Origin of the sequence: Mycobacterium sp. 1465703.0, assembly GCF_001672975.1 — a bacterium.
In the GTDB taxonomy this organism is placed as follows: Bacteria; Actinomycetota; Actinomycetes; order Mycobacteriales; family Mycobacteriaceae; genus Mycobacterium.
The window spans coordinates 25603-42573 of sequence record NZ_LZKU01000135.1; the positions used below are offsets into that span (position 1 = coordinate 25603).

12 protein-coding genes and 3 rRNA genes are annotated in these 16971 nt (G+C 62.4%); 8 read left to right on the forward strand and 7 right to left on the reverse strand.

Going from position 1 to position 16971, the window contains the following annotated elements:
* The first annotated feature begins 49 nt into the window (after positions 1-49).
* The 3 genes from A5625_RS12040 (at position 50) to rrf (ending at position 5166) form a co-directional block, all read left to right on the forward strand.
* Positions 50-1580: ribosomal RNA gene (locus A5625_RS12040) — 16S ribosomal RNA — on the forward strand.
* 283 nt (positions 1581-1863) lie between these two features.
* Positions 1864-4972, forward strand: a 23S ribosomal RNA gene (locus A5625_RS12045).
* 81 nt (positions 4973-5053) lie between these two features.
* Positions 5054-5166 (forward strand): 5S ribosomal RNA (gene rrf / locus A5625_RS12050).
* The 16S, 23S and 5S rRNA genes sit together here, the layout of an rRNA operon.
* A gap of 59 nt (positions 5167-5225) precedes the next feature.
* On the opposite strand, the gene A5625_RS12055 is transcribed toward rrf, so the two are convergent.
* Both A5625_RS12055 and A5625_RS12060 read right to left on the reverse strand, forming a co-directional pair.
* Positions 5226-5723, reverse strand: a complete 498-nt coding sequence (locus tag A5625_RS12055; protein WP_066993472.1) for a methylated-DNA--[protein]-cysteine S-methyltransferase — start codon at positions 5721-5723, stop codon at positions 5226-5228.
* Positions 5720-7207 (reverse strand): DNA-3-methyladenine glycosylase 2 family protein, encoded by a 1488-nt coding sequence (locus tag A5625_RS12060; RefSeq protein WP_066993474.1) that lies wholly within the window; start codon positions 7205-7207, stop codon positions 5720-5722. The genes A5625_RS12055 and A5625_RS12060 overlap by 4 nt, the downstream gene beginning before the upstream one ends.
* A gap of 215 nt (positions 7208-7422) precedes the next feature.
* On the opposite strand from A5625_RS12060, the gene A5625_RS12065 reads away from it, so the two are divergent.
* Positions 7423-8496: a GGDEF domain-containing protein gene (locus tag A5625_RS12065; protein ID WP_066993577.1), complete on the forward strand. Its 1074-nt coding sequence runs from the start codon at positions 7423-7425 to the stop codon at positions 8494-8496.
* 22 nt (positions 8497-8518) lie between these two features.
* Here A5625_RS12065 and A5625_RS12070 read toward each other — a convergent pair whose 3' ends face one another.
* The gene (locus A5625_RS12070) at positions 8519-9400 is read right to left on the reverse strand and encodes a LysR family transcriptional regulator (RefSeq protein WP_066993580.1); all 882 of its coding nucleotides are present in this window, start codon (positions 9398-9400) and stop codon (positions 8519-8521) included.
* A gap of 84 nt (positions 9401-9484) precedes the next feature.
* On the opposite strand from A5625_RS12070, the gene A5625_RS12075 reads away from it, so the two are divergent.
* Entirely contained in the window at positions 9485-10708 is a 1224-nt protein-coding gene (locus A5625_RS12075) for an MFS transporter (RefSeq protein ID WP_232003618.1), read from the forward strand.
* A 24-nt stretch (positions 10709-10732) separates the two neighbouring features.
* Here the strand turns inward: A5625_RS12075 and A5625_RS29585 are convergent, their stop codons facing one another.
* The 3 genes from A5625_RS29585 to A5625_RS12085 form a co-directional block, all read right to left on the reverse strand.
* Positions 10733-10876 (reverse strand): hypothetical protein, encoded by a 144-nt coding sequence (locus A5625_RS29585; RefSeq protein ID WP_197516058.1) that lies wholly within the window; start codon positions 10874-10876, stop codon positions 10733-10735.
* Positions 10873-12255 carry an OFA family MFS transporter gene (locus A5625_RS12080; protein ID WP_082984381.1) on the reverse strand — a complete coding sequence of 461 codons (1383 nt, stop codon included), beginning with the start codon at positions 12253-12255 and terminating at the stop codon, positions 10873-10875. Before A5625_RS12080 ends, A5625_RS29585 begins: the two co-directional genes overlap by 4 nt.
* A 209-nt stretch (positions 12256-12464) precedes the next feature.
* A complete protein-coding gene (locus A5625_RS12085) occupies positions 12465-14093 on the reverse strand; it encodes an adenylate/guanylate cyclase domain-containing protein (protein WP_066993477.1) in 1629 nt (542 codons plus the stop codon).
* 45 nt (positions 14094-14138) lie between these two features.
* On the opposite strand from A5625_RS12085, the gene nucS reads away from it, so the two are divergent.
* Together nucS and A5625_RS28330 are read left to right on the forward strand one after the other, a co-directional pair.
* Positions 14139-14810: an endonuclease NucS gene (gene nucS, locus A5625_RS12090; RefSeq protein ID WP_066993480.1), complete on the forward strand. Its 672-nt coding sequence runs from the start codon at positions 14139-14141 to the stop codon at positions 14808-14810.
* A 13-nt stretch (positions 14811-14823) separates the two neighbouring features.
* A complete protein-coding gene (locus tag A5625_RS28330; protein ID WP_082984378.1) occupies positions 14824-15129 on the forward strand; it encodes a hypothetical protein in 306 nt (101 codons plus the stop codon).
* 9 nt (positions 15130-15138) lie between these two features.
* Here the strand turns inward: A5625_RS28330 and mce are convergent, their stop codons facing one another.
* Positions 15139-15609 (reverse strand): methylmalonyl-CoA epimerase, encoded by a 471-nt coding sequence (gene mce / locus A5625_RS12095; protein WP_082984379.1) that lies wholly within the window; start codon positions 15607-15609, stop codon positions 15139-15141.
* Between the two features lie 89 nt (positions 15610-15698).
* Between mce and A5625_RS12100 the strand changes: the two genes are divergently transcribed.
* Positions 15699-16880, forward strand: a complete 1182-nt coding sequence (locus tag A5625_RS12100) for an acetyl-CoA C-acetyltransferase (protein ID WP_066993485.1) — start codon at positions 15699-15701, stop codon at positions 16878-16880.
* Positions 16881-16971 lie beyond the last annotated feature (91 nt).

Here is a 16971-nt window from a genome sequence, read left to right on the forward strand (position 1 = left end):
CTTGTCAGGTATCTCTGATTTGAATTCACCTCGTTCTGCGAGGAGATTTTGTTTGGAGAGTTTGATCCTGGCTCAGGACGAACGCTGGCGGCGTGCTTAACACATGCAAGTCGAACGGAAAGGCCTCTTCGGAGGTACTCGAGTGGCGAACGGGTGAGTAACACGTGGGCAATCTGCCCTGCACTTCGGGATAAGCCTGGGAAACTGGGTCTAATACCGGATAGGACCTTTAGACGCATGTCTTTTGGTGGAAAGCTTTTGCGGTGTGGGATGGGCCCGCGGCCTATCAGCTTGTTGGTGGGGTGATGGCCTACCAAGGCGACGACGGGTAGCCGGCCTGAGAGGGTGTCCGGCCACACTGGGACTGAGATACGGCCCAGACTCCTACGGGAGGCAGCAGTGGGGAATATTGCACAATGGGCGCAAGCCTGATGCAGCGACGCCGCGTGGGGGATGACGGCCTTCGGGTTGTAAACCTCTTTCACCATCGACGAAGGTCCGGGTTTTCTCGGATTGACGGTAGGTGGAGAAGAAGCACCGGCCAACTACGTGCCAGCAGCCGCGGTAATACGTAGGGTGCGAGCGTTGTCCGGAATTACTGGGCGTAAAGAGCTCGTAGGTGGTTTGTCGCGTTGTTCGTGAAATCTCACGGCTTAACTGTGAGCGTGCGGGCGATACGGGCAGACTAGAGTACTGCAGGGGAGACTGGAATTCCTGGTGTAGCGGTGGAATGCGCAGATATCAGGAGGAACACCGGTGGCGAAGGCGGGTCTCTGGGCAGTAACTGACGCTGAGGAGCGAAAGCGTGGGGAGCGAACAGGATTAGATACCCTGGTAGTCCACGCCGTAAACGGTGGGTACTAGGTGTGGGTTTCCTTCCTTGGGATCCGTGCCGTAGCTAACGCATTAAGTACCCCGCCTGGGGAGTACGGCCGCAAGGCTAAAACTCAAAGGAATTGACGGGGGCCCGCACAAGCGGCGGAGCATGTGGATTAATTCGATGCAACGCGAAGAACCTTACCTGGGTTTGACATGCACAGGACGCGTCTAGAGATAGGCGTTCCCTTGTGGCCTGTGTGCAGGTGGTGCATGGCTGTCGTCAGCTCGTGTCGTGAGATGTTGGGTTAAGTCCCGCAACGAGCGCAACCCTTGTCTCATGTTGCCAGCGGGTAATGCCGGGGACTCGTGAGAGACTGCCGGGGTCAACTCGGAGGAAGGTGGGGATGACGTCAAGTCATCATGCCCCTTATGTCCAGGGCTTCACACATGCTACAATGGCCGGTACAAAGGGCTGCGATGCCGTAAGGTTAAGCGAATCCTTTTAAAGCCGGTCTCAGTTCGGATTGGGGTCTGCAACTCGACCCCATGAAGTCGGAGTCGCTAGTAATCGCAGATCAGCAACGCTGCGGTGAATACGTTCCCGGGCCTTGTACACACCGCCCGTCACGTCATGAAAGTCGGTAACACCCGAAGCCAGTGGCCTAACCCTTGGGAGGGAGCTGTCGAAGGTGGGATCGGCGATTGGGACGAAGTCGTAACAAGGTAGCCGTACCGGAAGGTGCGGCTGGATCACCTCCTTTCTAAGGAGCACCACGAAAAGCACTCCAATTGGTGGGGTGCGAGCCGTGAGGGGTTCTCGTCTGTAGTGGACGAAAACCGGGTGCACAACAGCAAATGATTGCCAGACACACTATTGGGCCCTGAGACAACACTCGGTCGATCCGTGTGGAGTCCCCCCATCTTGGTGGTGGGGTGTGGTGTTTGAGTATTGGATAGTGGTTGCGAGCATCTAGATGAACGCATAGTCCTTCGTGACTGATGTGTTCATCGAAATGTGTAATTTCTTTTTTAACTCTTGTGTGTAAGTAAGTGTTTAAGGGCGCATGGTGGATGCCTTGGCATCGAGAGCCGATGAAGGACGTGGGAGGCTGCGATATGCCTCGGGGAGCTGTCAACCGAGCATTGATCCGAGGATTTCCGAATGGGGAAACCCAGCACGAGTGATGTCGTGTTACCCGTATCTGAATATATAGGGTGCGGGAGGTAACGCGGGGAAGTGAAACATCTCAGTACCCGTAGGAGAAGAAAACAATTGTGATTCCGTTAGTAGTGGCGAGCGAACGCGGAACAGGCTAAACCGCACGCATGTATAACCGGGTAGGGGTTGTGTGTGCGGTGTTGTGGGAGTGATATGTCTCAGCTCTACCTGGCTGAGGGGTAGTCAGAAAGTGTCGTGGTTAGCAGAAATGGCCTGGGATGGCCTGCCGCAGACGGTGAGAGCCCGGTACGCGAAAACCCGACACCTACCTTGTATCAGTTCCCGAGTAGCAGCGGGCCCGTGGAATCTGCTGTGAATCTGCCGGGACCACCCGGTAAGCCTAAATACTTCTCGATGACCGATAGCGGATTAGTACCGTGAGGGAATGGTGAAAAGTACCCCGGGAGGGGAGTGAAATAGTACCTGAAACCGTGTGCCTACAATCCGTCAGAGCCTCCTCGTGGGGTGATGGCGTGCCTTTTGAAGAATGAGCCTGCGAGTCAGGGACACGTCGCGAGGTTAACCCGTGTGGGGTAGCCGCAGCGAAAGCGAGTCTGAATAGGGCGCATCCCCTTTGGGGTGTAGTGGCGTGTTCTGGACCCGAAGCGGAGTGATCTACCCATGGCCAGGGTGAAGCGCGGGTAAGACCGCGTGGAGGCCCGAACCCACTTAGGTTGAAGACTGAGGGGATGAGCTGTGGGTAGGGGTGAAAGGCCAATCAAACTCCGTGATAGCTGGTTCTCCCCGAAATGCATTTAGGTGCAGCGTTGCGTGGTTCACCACGGAGGTAGAGCTACTGGATGGCCGATGGGCCCTACTAGGTTACTGACGTCAGCCAAACTCCGAATGCCGTGGTGTAAAGCGTGGCAGTGAGACGGCGGGGGATAAGCTCCGTACGTCGAAAGGGAAACAGCCCAGATCGCCGGCTAAGGCCCCTAAGCGTGTGCTAAGTGGAAAAGGATGTGTAGTCGCAGAGACAACCAGGAGGTTGGCTTAGAAGCAGCCACCCTTGAAAGAGTGCGTAATAGCTCACTGGTCAAGTGATTATGCGCCGATAATGTAGCGGGGCTCAAGCACACCGCCGAAGCCGCGGCACATTCACCGTACGGTGGATGTGGGTAGGGGAGCGTCCCTCATTCAGCGAAGCCTCCGGGTAACCGGTGGTGGAGGGTGGGGGAGTGAGAATGCAGGCATGAGTAGCGATAAGGCAAGTGAGAACCTTGCCCGCCGTAAGACCAAGGGTTCCTGGGCCAGGCCAGTCCGCCCAGGGTGAGTCGGGACCTAAGGCGAGGCCGACAGGCGTAGTCGATGGACAACGGGTTGATATTCCCGTACCCGTGTATAGGCGTCCATGATGAATCAGCGGTACTAACCACCCAAAACCGGATCGACCATTCCCCTTCGGGGGCATGGAGTTTCGGGGCTGCGTGGGACCTTCGCTGGTAGTAGTCAAGCAATGGGGTGACGCAGGAAGGCAGCCGTACCAGTCAGTGGTAATACTGGGGCAAGCCCGTAGGGAGAGCGATAGGCAAATCCGTCGCTCATATTCCTGAGAGGTGATGCATAGCCGGTTGAGGCGAATTCGGTGATCCTCTGCTGCCAAGAAAAGCCTCTAGCGAGCACATACACGGCCCGTACCCCAAACCAACACAGGTGGTCAGGTAGAGAATACCAAGGCGTACGAGATAACTATGGTTAAGGAACTCGGCAAAATGCCCCCGTAACTTCGGGAGAAGGGGGGCCGGAATACCGTGAACACCCTTGCGGTGGGAGCGGGATTCGGCCGCAGAAACCAGTGGGTAGCGACTGTTTACTAAAAACACAGGTCCGTGCGAAGTCGCAAGACGATGTATACGGACTGACGCCTGCCCGGTGCTGGAAGGTTAAGAGGACCCGTTAACCGTAAGGTGAAGCGGAGAATTTAAGCCCCAGTAAACGGCGGTGGTAACTATAACCATCCTAAGGTAGCGAAATTCCTTGTCGGGTAAGTTCCGACCTGCACGAATGGCGTAACGACTTCCCAACTGTCTCAACCATAGACTCGGCGAAATTGCACTACGAGTAAAGATGCTCGTTACGCGCGGCAGGACGAAAAGACCCCGGGACCTTCACTACAACTTGGTATTGGTGTTCGGTACGGTTTGTGTAGGATAGGTGGGAGACTTTGAAGTACAGACGCCAGTTTGTATGGAGTCGTTGTTGAAATACCACTCTGATCGTATTGGACACCTAACGTCGAACCCTTATCGGGTTCACGGACAGTGCCTGGCGGGTAGTTTAACTGGGGCGGTTGCCTCCTAAAATGTAACGGAGGCGCCCAAAGGTTCCCTCAACCTGGACGGCAATCAGGTGTTGAGTGTAAGTGCACAAGGGAGCTTGACTGCGAGACTTACAAGTCAAGCAGGGACGAAAGTCGGGACTAGTGATCCGGCACCTCTGAGTGGAAGGGGTGTCGCTCAACGGATAAAAGGTACCCCGGGGATAACAGGCTGATCTTCCCCAAGAGTCCATATCGACGGGATGGTTTGGCACCTCGATGTCGGCTCGTCGCATCCTGGGGCTGGAGCAGGTCCCAAGGGTTGGGCTGTTCGCCCATTAAAGCGGCACGCGAGCTGGGTTTAGAACGTCGTGAGACAGTTCGGTCTCTATCCGCCGCGCGCGTCAGAAACTTGAGGAAACCTGTCCCTAGTACGAGAGGACCGGGACGGACGAACCTCTGGTATACCAGTTGTCCCACCAGGGGCACGGCTGGATAGCCACGTTCGGACAGGATAACCGCTGAAAGCATCTAAGCGGGAAACCTTCTCCAAGATCAGGTTTCTCACCCTTTTAGAGGGATAAGGCCCCCCGCAGACCACGGGATCGATAGGCCAGACCTGGAAGCCCAGCAATGGGTGCAGGGAACTGGCACTAACCGGCCGAAAACTTACCAACATACAATCGCAACCACAGTCCATTCCGACGGCAATTTGCCGCGGAACACCACACCCCCCACCAAACAAATTTAAATAGAGTTACGGCGGCCACAGCGACAGGGAAACGCCCGGTCCCATTCCGAACCCGGAAGCTAAGCCTGTCAGCGCCGATGATACTGCCCACACGGGTGGAAAAGTAGGACACCGCCGAACATACACAAAAACACCCCCGGCAACGGGGGTGTTTTTGCATTCTCGACTATTGCATTTTTCTAATCGAATAGCGTCAAGTTCGCGCTCACCGCGCTGCGCTCCAAATCGAGCAGTGTTCGCTTTCGGTTGAGTCCGCCACCGTAGCCGGTGAGGCTGCCGTTGGCGCCGATTACCCGGTGGCACGGGACGACGATGGCGATCGGGTTGTGGCCATTGGCCAGTCCCACAGCGCGCGCGGACCCCGAAGCTCCGATCTGATCGGCAATCTGTCCGTATGAGCGCGTCTCCCCATAGGGGATCGTCAGCAGCGCCTGCCAAACTCGCCGCTGGAATTCGGAGCCGTGCAGATCAAATGCGAAGTCGAAATCGATGCGCTCGCCGGCGAAATATGCGGCCAGTTGTTCGACGGCCTCGCTGAACGCCTGCGGGTTCGGCGACCAGTCGGTGCGGCTCGGTTCGTAGGTCTGGTCGACCATCCGCAGATGGGTCAACACCGAGCCGTGGCCGGCCAGGGTGAGCAGTCCGATCGGGCTGTCGATGGTGCGGTACTCGATCATGCGACCTCCTGTGGCGGCCAATGGTTTACCGGATGTTCGAGAGTGGTCCAAAGGTATTGCGTGGCATACGAACGCCAGGGCCGCCACCGGATGCTGCGCTCGACAAGCGCGCGTTCATCCGACGGCAGTCCCAGCTGTTTGGCGGCCAGACGCAGACCGAGGTCGCTGGCGGGAAACGCGTCGGGATCGCCGAGGCCGCGCATCGCAATCACTTCGGCGGTCCAGGGACCCACCCCGGGCAACGCGAGCAATTGGCTTCGGGCACTTTCCCAGTCGCACCCGGTGTCCAGCACGATGCTGCCGTCGGCGAGGCCGGCGACCAAGGCGCTCAGTGTCCGTTGTCGGGCCTTGGGCACCGCCAGATGAACGGGGTCGATTTCGGCGAGCTGCTCGACAGAGGGAAATGTGTGGGTCAAGGTTTTCTCGGGGTCGTTGACCGGCTGCCCGTAGGCGGCGACCAGGCGGCCCGCATGGGTGCTCGCCGCCTTGGTAGAGACCTGCTGGCCCAGCACGGCGCGGACCGCGAGTTCGGCTTCGTCGACCGTGCGGGGGATCCGCTGTCCGGGGGCCTTGGCGACAACGGCACAGAATTCCGCGTCCGCGCTGAGCGCTTCGTCGACGGCCTGCGGGTCGGCATCGAGGTCCAGCAGCCGCCGGCAACGCGCGATAGCCGTTGTGAGATCGCGGAAGTCGTCGAGCACCAGCACACAGCGGACATGATCGGCGGCTGGGGTCAGGCTGACGATCGCGTTGCCGAACGGCAGGCGCAGGGTGCGGCGGTACGCTCCGTCGCGGACTTCCTCGCAACCGGGCACCGTGCCCGCCGCCAGGTGACCGAACACACCGGTATAGCCGAAGGGCGTGCGTACCGGCAGCCGAAGGCACACTGTGCCAGGCGATTTCGGCTCCGGAGCGGAGCGTGTGGCTGCGCGTTGGCGCAGCGCGCTCGGCGTATTCTCGAAGACCGAACGCACGGTGTCGTTGAACTGACGGATGCTGGAAAAACCGGCGGCGAATGCGACGTCGCCGAACGGCAGGTCAGTGGTTTCGATCAAGACACGGGCGGTCTGTGCCCGTTGTGCGCGGGCCAGCGCGAGTGGGCCCGCCCCAAGTTCGGCCTGCAACAGCCGCTCCAGCTGTCGGGCGGTGTAGCCGAGATGGGCGGCCAGGCCGCCGACACCTTCCCGGTCCACCGTGCCGTCGGCAATCAGCCGCATCGCCCGCGCCACCAGGTCTCCGCGCACGTTCCATTCCGGAGACCCGGGGGAGGCGTCGGGGCGGCACCGCTTGCACGCCCGAAAGCCGGCCCGCTGAGCGGCGGCCGCGGTCGGGTAAAACCGCACGTTACGAGCGAACGGCGGCCGCACCGGGCAGCTGGGCCGGCAGTAGATCCGGGTGGTCAGCACCGCGGTGACAAACCAGCCGTCGAACCGGGCGTCCTTGGACTGGACGGCGCGGTAGCAGCGTTCGAAATCGTCGTGCACGCTTCCAGCGTTACACCGAGCCACCGACAAGACTGGCGGAAAAGCGACATCGTCGTGGAATGTTCCGGTAGCTGCTTAACCGGCCTCCAGCGATCCAATCGGCTTTCTCGCCGATTCGAGGTATTTCCGACCGCTCGATGGTATTTACTGTGATCCGGCTCACTAACTTCGGTGTGGCCCGGTAGGGGTGAGTGCGTTCGGGGAAAGGCGAACCGATGATGTCGCTGGCGACGTGGTGGGGCCGAGATGACCACTTCGACTGGCTGACAGGCTATTTGCAAGCACATGGCCTCAGCACTAGCACCCGCCGGGTTCTCGCGGTGGTGGGCGCCTCCTTGGTGTTGGTGCCGATCAATGTGTGGTGCGGCCCTGTCCCGTTGTATCCGCATCTGGCGTTGACGGTCTCGGTCGTGTCCGGTGTGCTGGGACTGGGCATGGCGGTGCTGTGGTTGTCCGGATGGCCCACTCGGCGGCAATCCATTTTTTTCGTGATGACCGGCTGCGTATCCATCGCCGGCGGTTGTCTGTGGCAACCCCAGCCACTCATCGGGCTGATGGCATGTTCGGCGCTGTCGGTGACCGGCGGCTACATCGCGTTCTTTCACACAGCCAGGCTGATGTCGCTGAACTTCGTGCTGGCCGGCACGATCGGGGCCTGGCAAGCGGTGCGCCTGGCCGCTGTCGGGCATACGGTGCTGGCCTTCACCGGTTACTTTCTGGTCCTGGAACTCAACGTTGTCGTTCCGCTTGCCATCCAGGTCGTGGTGCGCGCCCTGTGGGTGGACCTGCTGCGCGCCAATCGCGATCCGCTCACCGGCTTGCTGAATCGGCGAGCCTGTAACCAGGCCGTCGTCGGCCGGATGCTGGCCGGCGCCCATCACATGTTTCTGGCGGTGGCCATGGTCGATCTGGACCGCTTCAAAGAGCTCAACGACACCCGCGGGCACGCCGCCGGCGACGAGGCGCTCATCGCGGTGGCGGGCACCCTGACCACTGCATGCGGGGAGACTGCCCTGGTCGGGCGCGTCGGCGGCGAGGAGTTTCTGGTCGCTGACATCGTGACGACAGAACAGCTGACGGGCTGGGGTCGACAGCTGTGTGACGCCGTTGCCGGAATAAACGCATCCGTGACCGCCAGCGTCGGCATCGCCACCGTGGCGTTGAGCAACATCGTCTCCGAATATGCCGAGCATGCGTTTCACCAGTTGGTCGCCCATGCCGACACCGCGATGTATGAAGCCAAACGGTGCGGCGGCAACCGAACCCGCCATCACCAACTCGCGGTCTGAGTCATACCCGGGCGCCCACTTGTCAGCCGTGGTGTTCGACGGCCGCTGCGGCCGCAATGAAGTCGCGTGCCGAGCGAGACAGCGGTCGACCGGAATTCCAGACCATGCCGACATCGCGGTAGGCGTCCGTGTCGGTCAGCCGCAGCACCCGCACTCCGGGTGCGTCATCGCTGCCGTCGATGGGCATCAGGCTGATACCCAGCCCCGCGCCGACCAGTCCCGCGGCCGTCGTGAGAGTCGGCGCTTCCAAGCCGATCCGGGGCCGGAACTGCGCCGCGGCGCAGAGCTCATCGAGCAGCCGTCGCATGCCGAATCCGACTCGCATGGTCACGAAAGGCTCGTCGGCCAGATCGGCCATGGATACCGCCGCGACGCCCGAGAAGCGGGGATCATCCGGGACGGCGACGCCGAGCCGTTGACGAAACAGGCTGCGCCAAGCCAACGCTCGTTTGCGCGGCCGTGGTGATACCACTCCGATGTCGACGGCGTCGGATTGCACCCGATCGCCGACCGATTCGGCGGCCCCCTCCTCCAGCGTGAAAGTCACTCGCGGAGACGATTCCCGGAACCTGGCGATCAAGCGCGGCACCACGGTCGACCCGAACGAACTCAGAAAAGCCAACCGGATCTCGCTGACGGCCGGATTTGTCAGGTCATCGATCGCGCGCCTTGCTGAATCAAGCTCCAACTGAGCCCGCCGTGCGTGCTCGTAGAAGATTCGGCCATAGGTGTTGAGGGCGAGTCGCCTGCCGTGGCGGTCGAACAGCGAGGCTCCCACTCGCTGTTCCAGCCGCGCCAGCATCCGGGTCAGCGTCGGCTGTGCGACGTGAAGTTGCTCGGCCGCCGACGTGACGTGCTGCAACTCGGCGAGTGTGATGAACCACTCGTAGTCGCCATCGGCCATCGCTGCCACCTCAACTTATGCGCCTTATGCATCATAAACCGCGAAATAATTCATTTCCTTTTAGACGGCAAGACCCGAAGCATCATGAGCATGCCTAACGTTGCCGTCGCGCATCGCGCCGGAACCAAGGGATTCCGGCGCATGACCGCCGCGCTGTACGGCGCCGGACTGGCCAGTTTCGCCGCGATGTACTGCACGCAGGCCCTGCTTCCGGAGTTGTCGGCGTCGTACCGGATCGGCCCTGCCGCCGCCGCGTTGACGGTCTCGTTGACGACGGGCATGTTGGCGCTGTCGATCATTCCGGCGAGTGTGCTTTCCGAGCGCTACGGGCGCATCACCGTGATGCTGACCTCGGGGCTGGTGTCCAGTGGCATCGGACTGTTGTTGCCGTTGAGCCCCACCCTTGGCGTTCTGCTGGTGGGACGTGCATTGCATGGCGTTGCGCTCGCCGGCATACCCGCGGTCGCCATGGCCTTCCTCGCCGAGGAGGTGCACGCCTCGTCGCTCGGTTCGGCGATGGGCCGGTATGTTGCCGGGACCACGGTGGGAGGACTGGTCGGGCGGATCGTGCCGTCTCTGGTCGTCGACATCAGCAACTGGCGGATCGCGCTGCTGGCCTGCTCGGCGGCGACGCTGACCGGCACCGCGGTGTTCGCCGTTCTGGTGCCCCGCTCGCAGTTCTTCACCCCCAAGGCGGTGGGTGTGCGCGACACCATGCGCAACCTCGTCGCGCACGTGCGAAACCCCGTGTTGCTCAAGCTTTTTGCGTTGGGATCTGTACTGATGGGGGGATTCGTCACGGTCTACAACTACCTGGGGTACCGCCTGACCGACCAGCCCTACGGATTGACATCCTCGGTGGTCGGCCTGTTGTTCGTGCTGTATCTGGTGGGCACCTGGACGTCGGTCGTGGCGGGACGGCTCGCCGACCGCCGGGGCCGCTGGCTCGTGCTCGGCGCCGCGTTGCCGATCACCGTGACCGGTCTGCTGCTCACCGTCCCGCACGCACTGGTCGTGGTCGTCATCGGTGTCGGCGTGTTCACCGGCGGATTCTTCGCCGCGCACACCGTTGCCAGTGGCTGGGTGGGCGCGCTGGCACGCCGGGACCGCGCGGAGGCGTCCGCGCTGTATCTGTTCAGCTACTACCTGGGCGGGTCGGTGGCCGGCGCCGTGGGTGGTCTTGTCTACGGCGTGGGCGGCTGGCCGGCAACGGCGTGGTTTGTGGGCGCGCTGTTGTTGGCCGGATTTTTACTCGTAGCGCTCCTGGTGAGGGCAACCGCGACGGCACCGCTCAGTGTCCCGTCATAGCCCGGGCTAACGTGTGTGGTTCGTTCAGTTGCTGAGCAACTGGGTCACCTTCGTCAGAAGTTCGCCGATGCCATACGCGAAGGGCAGGGCGACCCAGAGCCACGCCAGCGCGGTCAGGCCGGCTTGGACTCGCCGATCGAGGGGCGACGTAGCGTTCGACGTGGTCATGGTTGTTTCTCCGGTTGCCGTTGAAATGCCGTCGTGGGCTCCAATAAAGCGTTGTCGGGCAACGCAAGCTCGTGGTGTTTGGCGGCCACCGGTCTGATCAGTTCGTTACACACCATGGCAATGAACAGCAGAGCGATCATCACCGCGAAAGACACCACGTAGAGATCCGGGCCATGTTTTCCAATCGCCTCCTGCGAGTCGGCGATCGCGTTGACGATCACCGGGCCCAGCACGCCCGCGACCGACCACGCGGTGAGCAATCTGCCGTGGATGGCGCCAACCTCGTAGGTGCCGAACAGATCACGCAGGTAGGCCGGAATCGTGGAGAACCCCGCGCCGTAGAACGACAGAATCAGCAGAGTGCAGACGAGGAAGGTGACCTTGTCGGAGTTCGTCATCAATTCCAGGGTCAGGTACAACAACGCGCCACCGCCAAGGTAGAGCCTGTACATGTTCTTGCGCCCCAGTACATCTGACAATGACGACCAACCGATCCTGCCCAACATGTTGGCCAACGACAGCAATGCGACATACCCGGCGGCGGCCGACGCCAGCGTGGCCGCTTTGGGGGCGCTCGGGAAGAAGTCCTGATAGATCGGTGCTGCCTTCTCGAGGATGCCGATCCCGGCGGTCACGTTGAAGCACAGCACCACCCACAGCAGCCAGAACTGTGGCGTTTTGAGTGCATTGGCCGCTGATACGTTGGCCGTGCTGACCAGCCTTCCACCCTTGTGCGGCTTCGGTTCCCAGCCAGCCGGCGTCCATCCCGGTGCGGGCACCCGCACCAACAGCCAGCCCGTCGACATGAAAAGCGCGTAGGTGCAGCCCATCACGAGGAAGGTTCTCGCCACACCGGCGGTGCTCGTGCGGCCGAACGCGTCGAGCAAGGTGCTTGTCCACGGCGACGCAATCAGCGCACCACCGCCGAAGCCCATGATCGCCAGGCCAGTCGCCATGCCCGGGCGGTCGGGAAACCACTTCATCAGCGTTGACACCGGCGAGATATAGCCGATACCGAGCCCGATGCCGCCGACTACTCCGTAGCCGAGCACGACGAGCCAGTATTGATGCACTGTGACTCCGAATGCCGCGATCACCAGCCCGCTGCAGAAGCAGGCGGTGGCCACGAACATGGCCCAGCGTGGGCCGTAGTGGTCGACGCGCGTGCCGAACGCTGCCGCTGACAAGCCGAGCATCACGATGCCGGTCGTGAACGGCATCGCGCTGGCGGTGCCGGAGATGTGCAGCGATTTCTCCAACGGGATCTTGAACACGCTCCAGGCATAGACGGAGCCAATGGACAGATGGATGCAAAGCGCTGCAGGGGGAACCAGCCAACGGCTCCATCCAGGCCTGGCAACAATTCTCGAACGGTCCAGCAAACCAACGGTTGTCACGAATCCTCTTCTCGGGTCGCCGGGCCGGAGCTCCGTCCCGTCGCCACTATCGGATCTGCGAATCGTCGGGTCAATACTGCGTCTTTTATCGTCTTATAGATGAAATCTATTGACGGCAAGGGGATTTGGGCTCCCGCCAAGATGCGGTGTACGGCGATCTGTGGTACGGGGGTGTCCCGGTTGCGGCCGCTTTACCGGGCGGGTCGAGCGGCGTCAATCGGCGACGCCAGCCGGGTCGGGCGGTCATGCCCGCGCAGCGTCACAGTGTCGCCCAAAGACCAACGCGCCCGCTCGGTTTCGCTTGCATGCTCGATGGCGTCGGACGTCGCGAGCAGTCGGCTCGAGCGCGACTTGGCGAGCTCGCACAGCCGGGCCGCCTCGTTCACCGGTTCACCGATCACGGTGTATTCGAAGCGCTCCCTGGCACCGACGTTTCCGGCGACGGCTTGACCCGCCGCCACACCGATGCCGGCCGAGAGCTCAGACATTTCATCGGCCAGCCGCTCGGTGATGCAGCGCGCCGCGGCCAATGCCGCGTCCTCCGGAGACTCGAGACGGTTCGGAGCCCCGAAGATCGCCAGCGTCGCATCACCCTCGAACTTGTTGACCAGCCCGCAGTGCCGGTCTACCTCTTCCACGACGATCCCGAAAAACGCGTTGAGCACGGCCACCACCTCGGCGGGCGGACGGCTCGTCACCAGCTGCGTGGAGCCGACGATGTCGATGAATACCACTGCAATGTGGCGTTCTTCGCCGCCGAGCTTGGGCATCTCGCGTTCGGCGGCGAGGGCGACCTCGCGCCCGACGTGCCGGCCGAACAGATCGCGCACCCGTTCGCGCTCCCGCAGGCCGTCGACCATCGCGTTGAAACCCCGTTGTAGCTCGCCGAGTTCGGTGCCGTCGAACACCACCAAGTCGCCGCGCAAGTCGCCCTTCTCGACCCGCTGAAGCGCCGCCCGCACCACTCGCACCGGCGTCGCGGTCAGCCAGGCCAGGATCCACATCAGGATGCACCCGAAAATCAGCGCGGCCGAGGAGACGATCAGCACGCCGACCGCGAACTGGGTCTGGGTGAGATTGCGCAGCCATATCTCGAACAGCGTCAGGAGGGCGATGCCGATGATGGGCACGCCCGAACCGAGGAACCACACCATCATGGTTCGGCCCATGATTCCCGCCGTCAGCCGCCGTGGCGGCGGACCGGCCTCAAGCGCCTGGGCCGCCACCGGACGCAATGCGAACTCGGCGAGCAGATAGCTGCCGGTGGCCACCAGAACTCCGCAGAAGCTGATCCCGACCAGAAAACGGGGGATGAACATCGTGTTGACCATCCCGTAGAGGACGGTATAAAACACCGCGCCGGTTCCCCACAAGACAAGGTCGACCAAGGCGATCCGCCACGGTGCGATGAACGTGTTGCGCTCGTCTTCACGCGTCGGAGTGCGCTCCTCGATCGCCCAGCGCAAAGCGAGCACAGTTCTGCGGGTGATCCAAAAGGTGCCCAGCGTCAGCGCCAGGAGGATGTAGGCCGGTGAGGCCCCAAAGGTGATCCACGCGGGTGCGTCGTCGAAAATACTCGGCACCGGGATGGCGACGATGACCAAGATCAGCCCCGCGCCGATCCCGATCAGGTTTGCTCCCAGAACCAGAACGGTCATGATGATCTGGATGCGCACCCGACGACGCGCTTGGCTTTCCGACACCCGTCCGAGCAGCAGGGAGCCGTACGCGGGCGTCGTCGTGGGCAGACGGCCGCTCTGACGGGTAACTCGCTCGAGCACCCGGCCTATTCGCTGTGCCACGGACTGCTTGGCCGACATGGTGGCGTCAGCCTAATTTGTCGGCCACGCTCTAAGGTGAGTCGGGTGCGTCTAGTGATCGCTCAATGCACCGTTGACTATGTCGGTCGGCTCACCGCGCATCTGCCATCCGCCCGCAGGTTACTGCTGTTCAAGGCCGACGGATCGGTCAGTGTGCACGCCGACGACCGCGCCTACAAGCCGCTCAATTGGATGAGCCCGCCCTGCTGGTTGACCGAGGAGCCCGGTGATCAGGCGCCGGTGTGGGTCGTCGAGAACAAAGCGGGCGAACAACTCCGGATCACCGTCGAGGAGATCGAACACGATTCCAGCCACGAGCTGGGCGTCGACCCCGGGCTGGTCAAGGACGGAGTCGAAGCGCACCTGCAGGCCCTACTCGCCGAGCACGTACAACTGCTGGGCGAGGGATACACGCTGGTTCGCCGCGAGTACATGACCGCCATCGGGCCCGTCGATCTGCTCTGCCGTGACGAACGCGGCGGCTCGGTGGCGGTGGAGATCAAGCGACGCGGCGAAATCGATGGCGTCGAGCAGCTCACCCGTTACCTGGACCTGCTCAACCGGGACTCCGTGCTCGCCCCGGTGAAAGGGGTGTTCGCCGCTCAGCAGATCAAGCCGCAGGCCCGAACGTTGGCCACCGACCGCGGTATCCGTTGCCTCACATTGGATTACGACAAGATGCGCGGGATGGACAGCGACGAGTACCGGCTGTTCTGAATAGACTGAGCAGATGGCTCGCCGCCGTACCCCGCCACGTCGGCAGCCGCCGTTGCCGCCGCCGGCGTTGCGCCGGGTTGAGGTCGGGCCCGACGGCCACGAGTACGAAGTCCGCTCGGTGTCAGCGGCCCGTGCGGTCAAGACCTACCGGTGCCCCGGGTGCGATCACGAAATACGTTCCGGTTCAGCACATCTGGTGGTATGGCCGGTCGATTCGACGCTCGGGGGAGGCGAGGGTCACGTCGAGGACCGCCGGCATTGGCACACCCCGTGCTGGGCGCACCGCGCTACCCGCGGTCCGACCAGGAAGTGGTCTTGAAAATCCGGCTCAGGCGGCCGCCGGTTCGACGAGCTCGATCAGAACTCCGCCGCCGTCCTTGGGGTGGATGAAGTTGATCCGGGAGTTTGCCGTGCCGCGACGGGGCGCTTCGTAGACCAGTCGCACGCCTTGCTCGCGGAGCTGCTCGACCAACGTGTCGAGGTCCTTGACCCGAACGGCCATCTGCTGGATTCCCGGTCCGCGCTTGTCGAGGAACTTCGCGATCGTCGAGGAGTCGTCGATCGGCGCCATCAACTGGATCTGTGCGGTGCCCGCCGGCGCACCGCGCACGGCCAGCATTGCTTCGCGGATTCCCTGGTCCTCGTTGACTTCCTCGTGCACCAGGATCATGCCGAGGGTGTCGTGGTACCAGGCGATGGCGGTGTCCAGGTCGGCGACTGCGATGCCGATGTGATCGATCGCCGTCACCAGCGAGGTGGCCAAGATCTGACGGGCGTCAACTTGATCGGTCGTCATCACATAACGGTAACCTGGCGGCAAAGATTGCGCTTCTCCGGGAGGCCGAAAGGGCCATCGAGGGAGCGCCTAGTAGGCCTTAGGAGATAGTAATGACGACGTCGGTGATCGTTGCTGGAGCACGGACACCCATCGGCAAGCTGATGGGTTCGCTGAAGGATTTCTCCGCGAGCGACCTGGGGGGGATCGCGATCGCCGGCGCGCTGGAGAAGGCCAAGGTCCCGGCGTCTGCGGTCGACTACGTGATCATGGGCCAGGTGTTGACGGCCGGTGCCGGCCAGATGCCGGCACGCCAGGCCGCCGTGGCGGCCGGCATCGGCTGGGACGTTCCGGCGCTGACCATCAACAAGATGTGTCTGTCCGGTATCGACTCCATCGCACTAGCTGACCAGCTCATTCGTGCCGGGGAGTTCGACGTGGTGGTGGCCGGCGGCCAGGAGTCGATGACCAAGGCGCCGCATCTGTTGATGGACAGCCGCTCGGGCTACAAGTACGGCGACGTGACGGTGCTCGACCACATGGCCTACGACGGCCTGCACGATGTGTTCACCGACCAGCCGATGGGTGCCCTGACCGAGCAGCGCAACGACGTCGACAAGTTCACCCGGCAGGAGCAGGACGAGTTCGCTGCGCGATCCCATCAGAAGGCGGCCGCGGCCTGGAAGGACGGCGTCTTCACCGACGAAGTCGTTCCGGTCAACATTCCGCAGCGCAAGGGTGATCCGCTGCAGTTCACCGAGGATGAGGGCATCCGCGCAAACACCACCGTAGAGTCGCTGGCCGGCCTCAAGCCGGCGTTTCGCCGTGACGGCACCATCACCGCCGGATCGGCCTCCCAGATCTCCGACGGCGCCGCCGCGGTGGTGGTGATGAGCAAGGCCAAGGCGCAGGAACTGGGGCTGAGCTGGCTGGCCGAGATCGGCGCGCACGGCGTGGTGGCCGGACCGGATTCCACCCTGCAGTCGCAACCGGCCAACGCGATCAAGAAGGCGTTAAGCCGCGAAGGCATCTCCGTCGACCAACTCGATGTCATCGAGATCAACGAGGCGTTTTCCGCGGTGGCGCTGGCGTCTACCCGCGAACTCGGCGTGAACCCCGACATCGTCAACGTCAATGGCGGCGCGATTGCCGTCGGACATCCGATCGGAATGTCCGGCGCCCGGATCACGCTGCATGCCGCCCTGGAATTGGCCCGACGCGGCTCCGGATACGCCGTCGCGGCGCTGTGCGGGGCCGGCGGTCAGGGCGACGCCCTGATTCTGCGCGCGAGTTAGCCAGCCATCGAGCGTTGGCGACGTTGCTGGTGCGGATGCGCCGACGAGGCACTGTGATCTTCGTCATATGAGCCGATCACGGCGCCTTTCG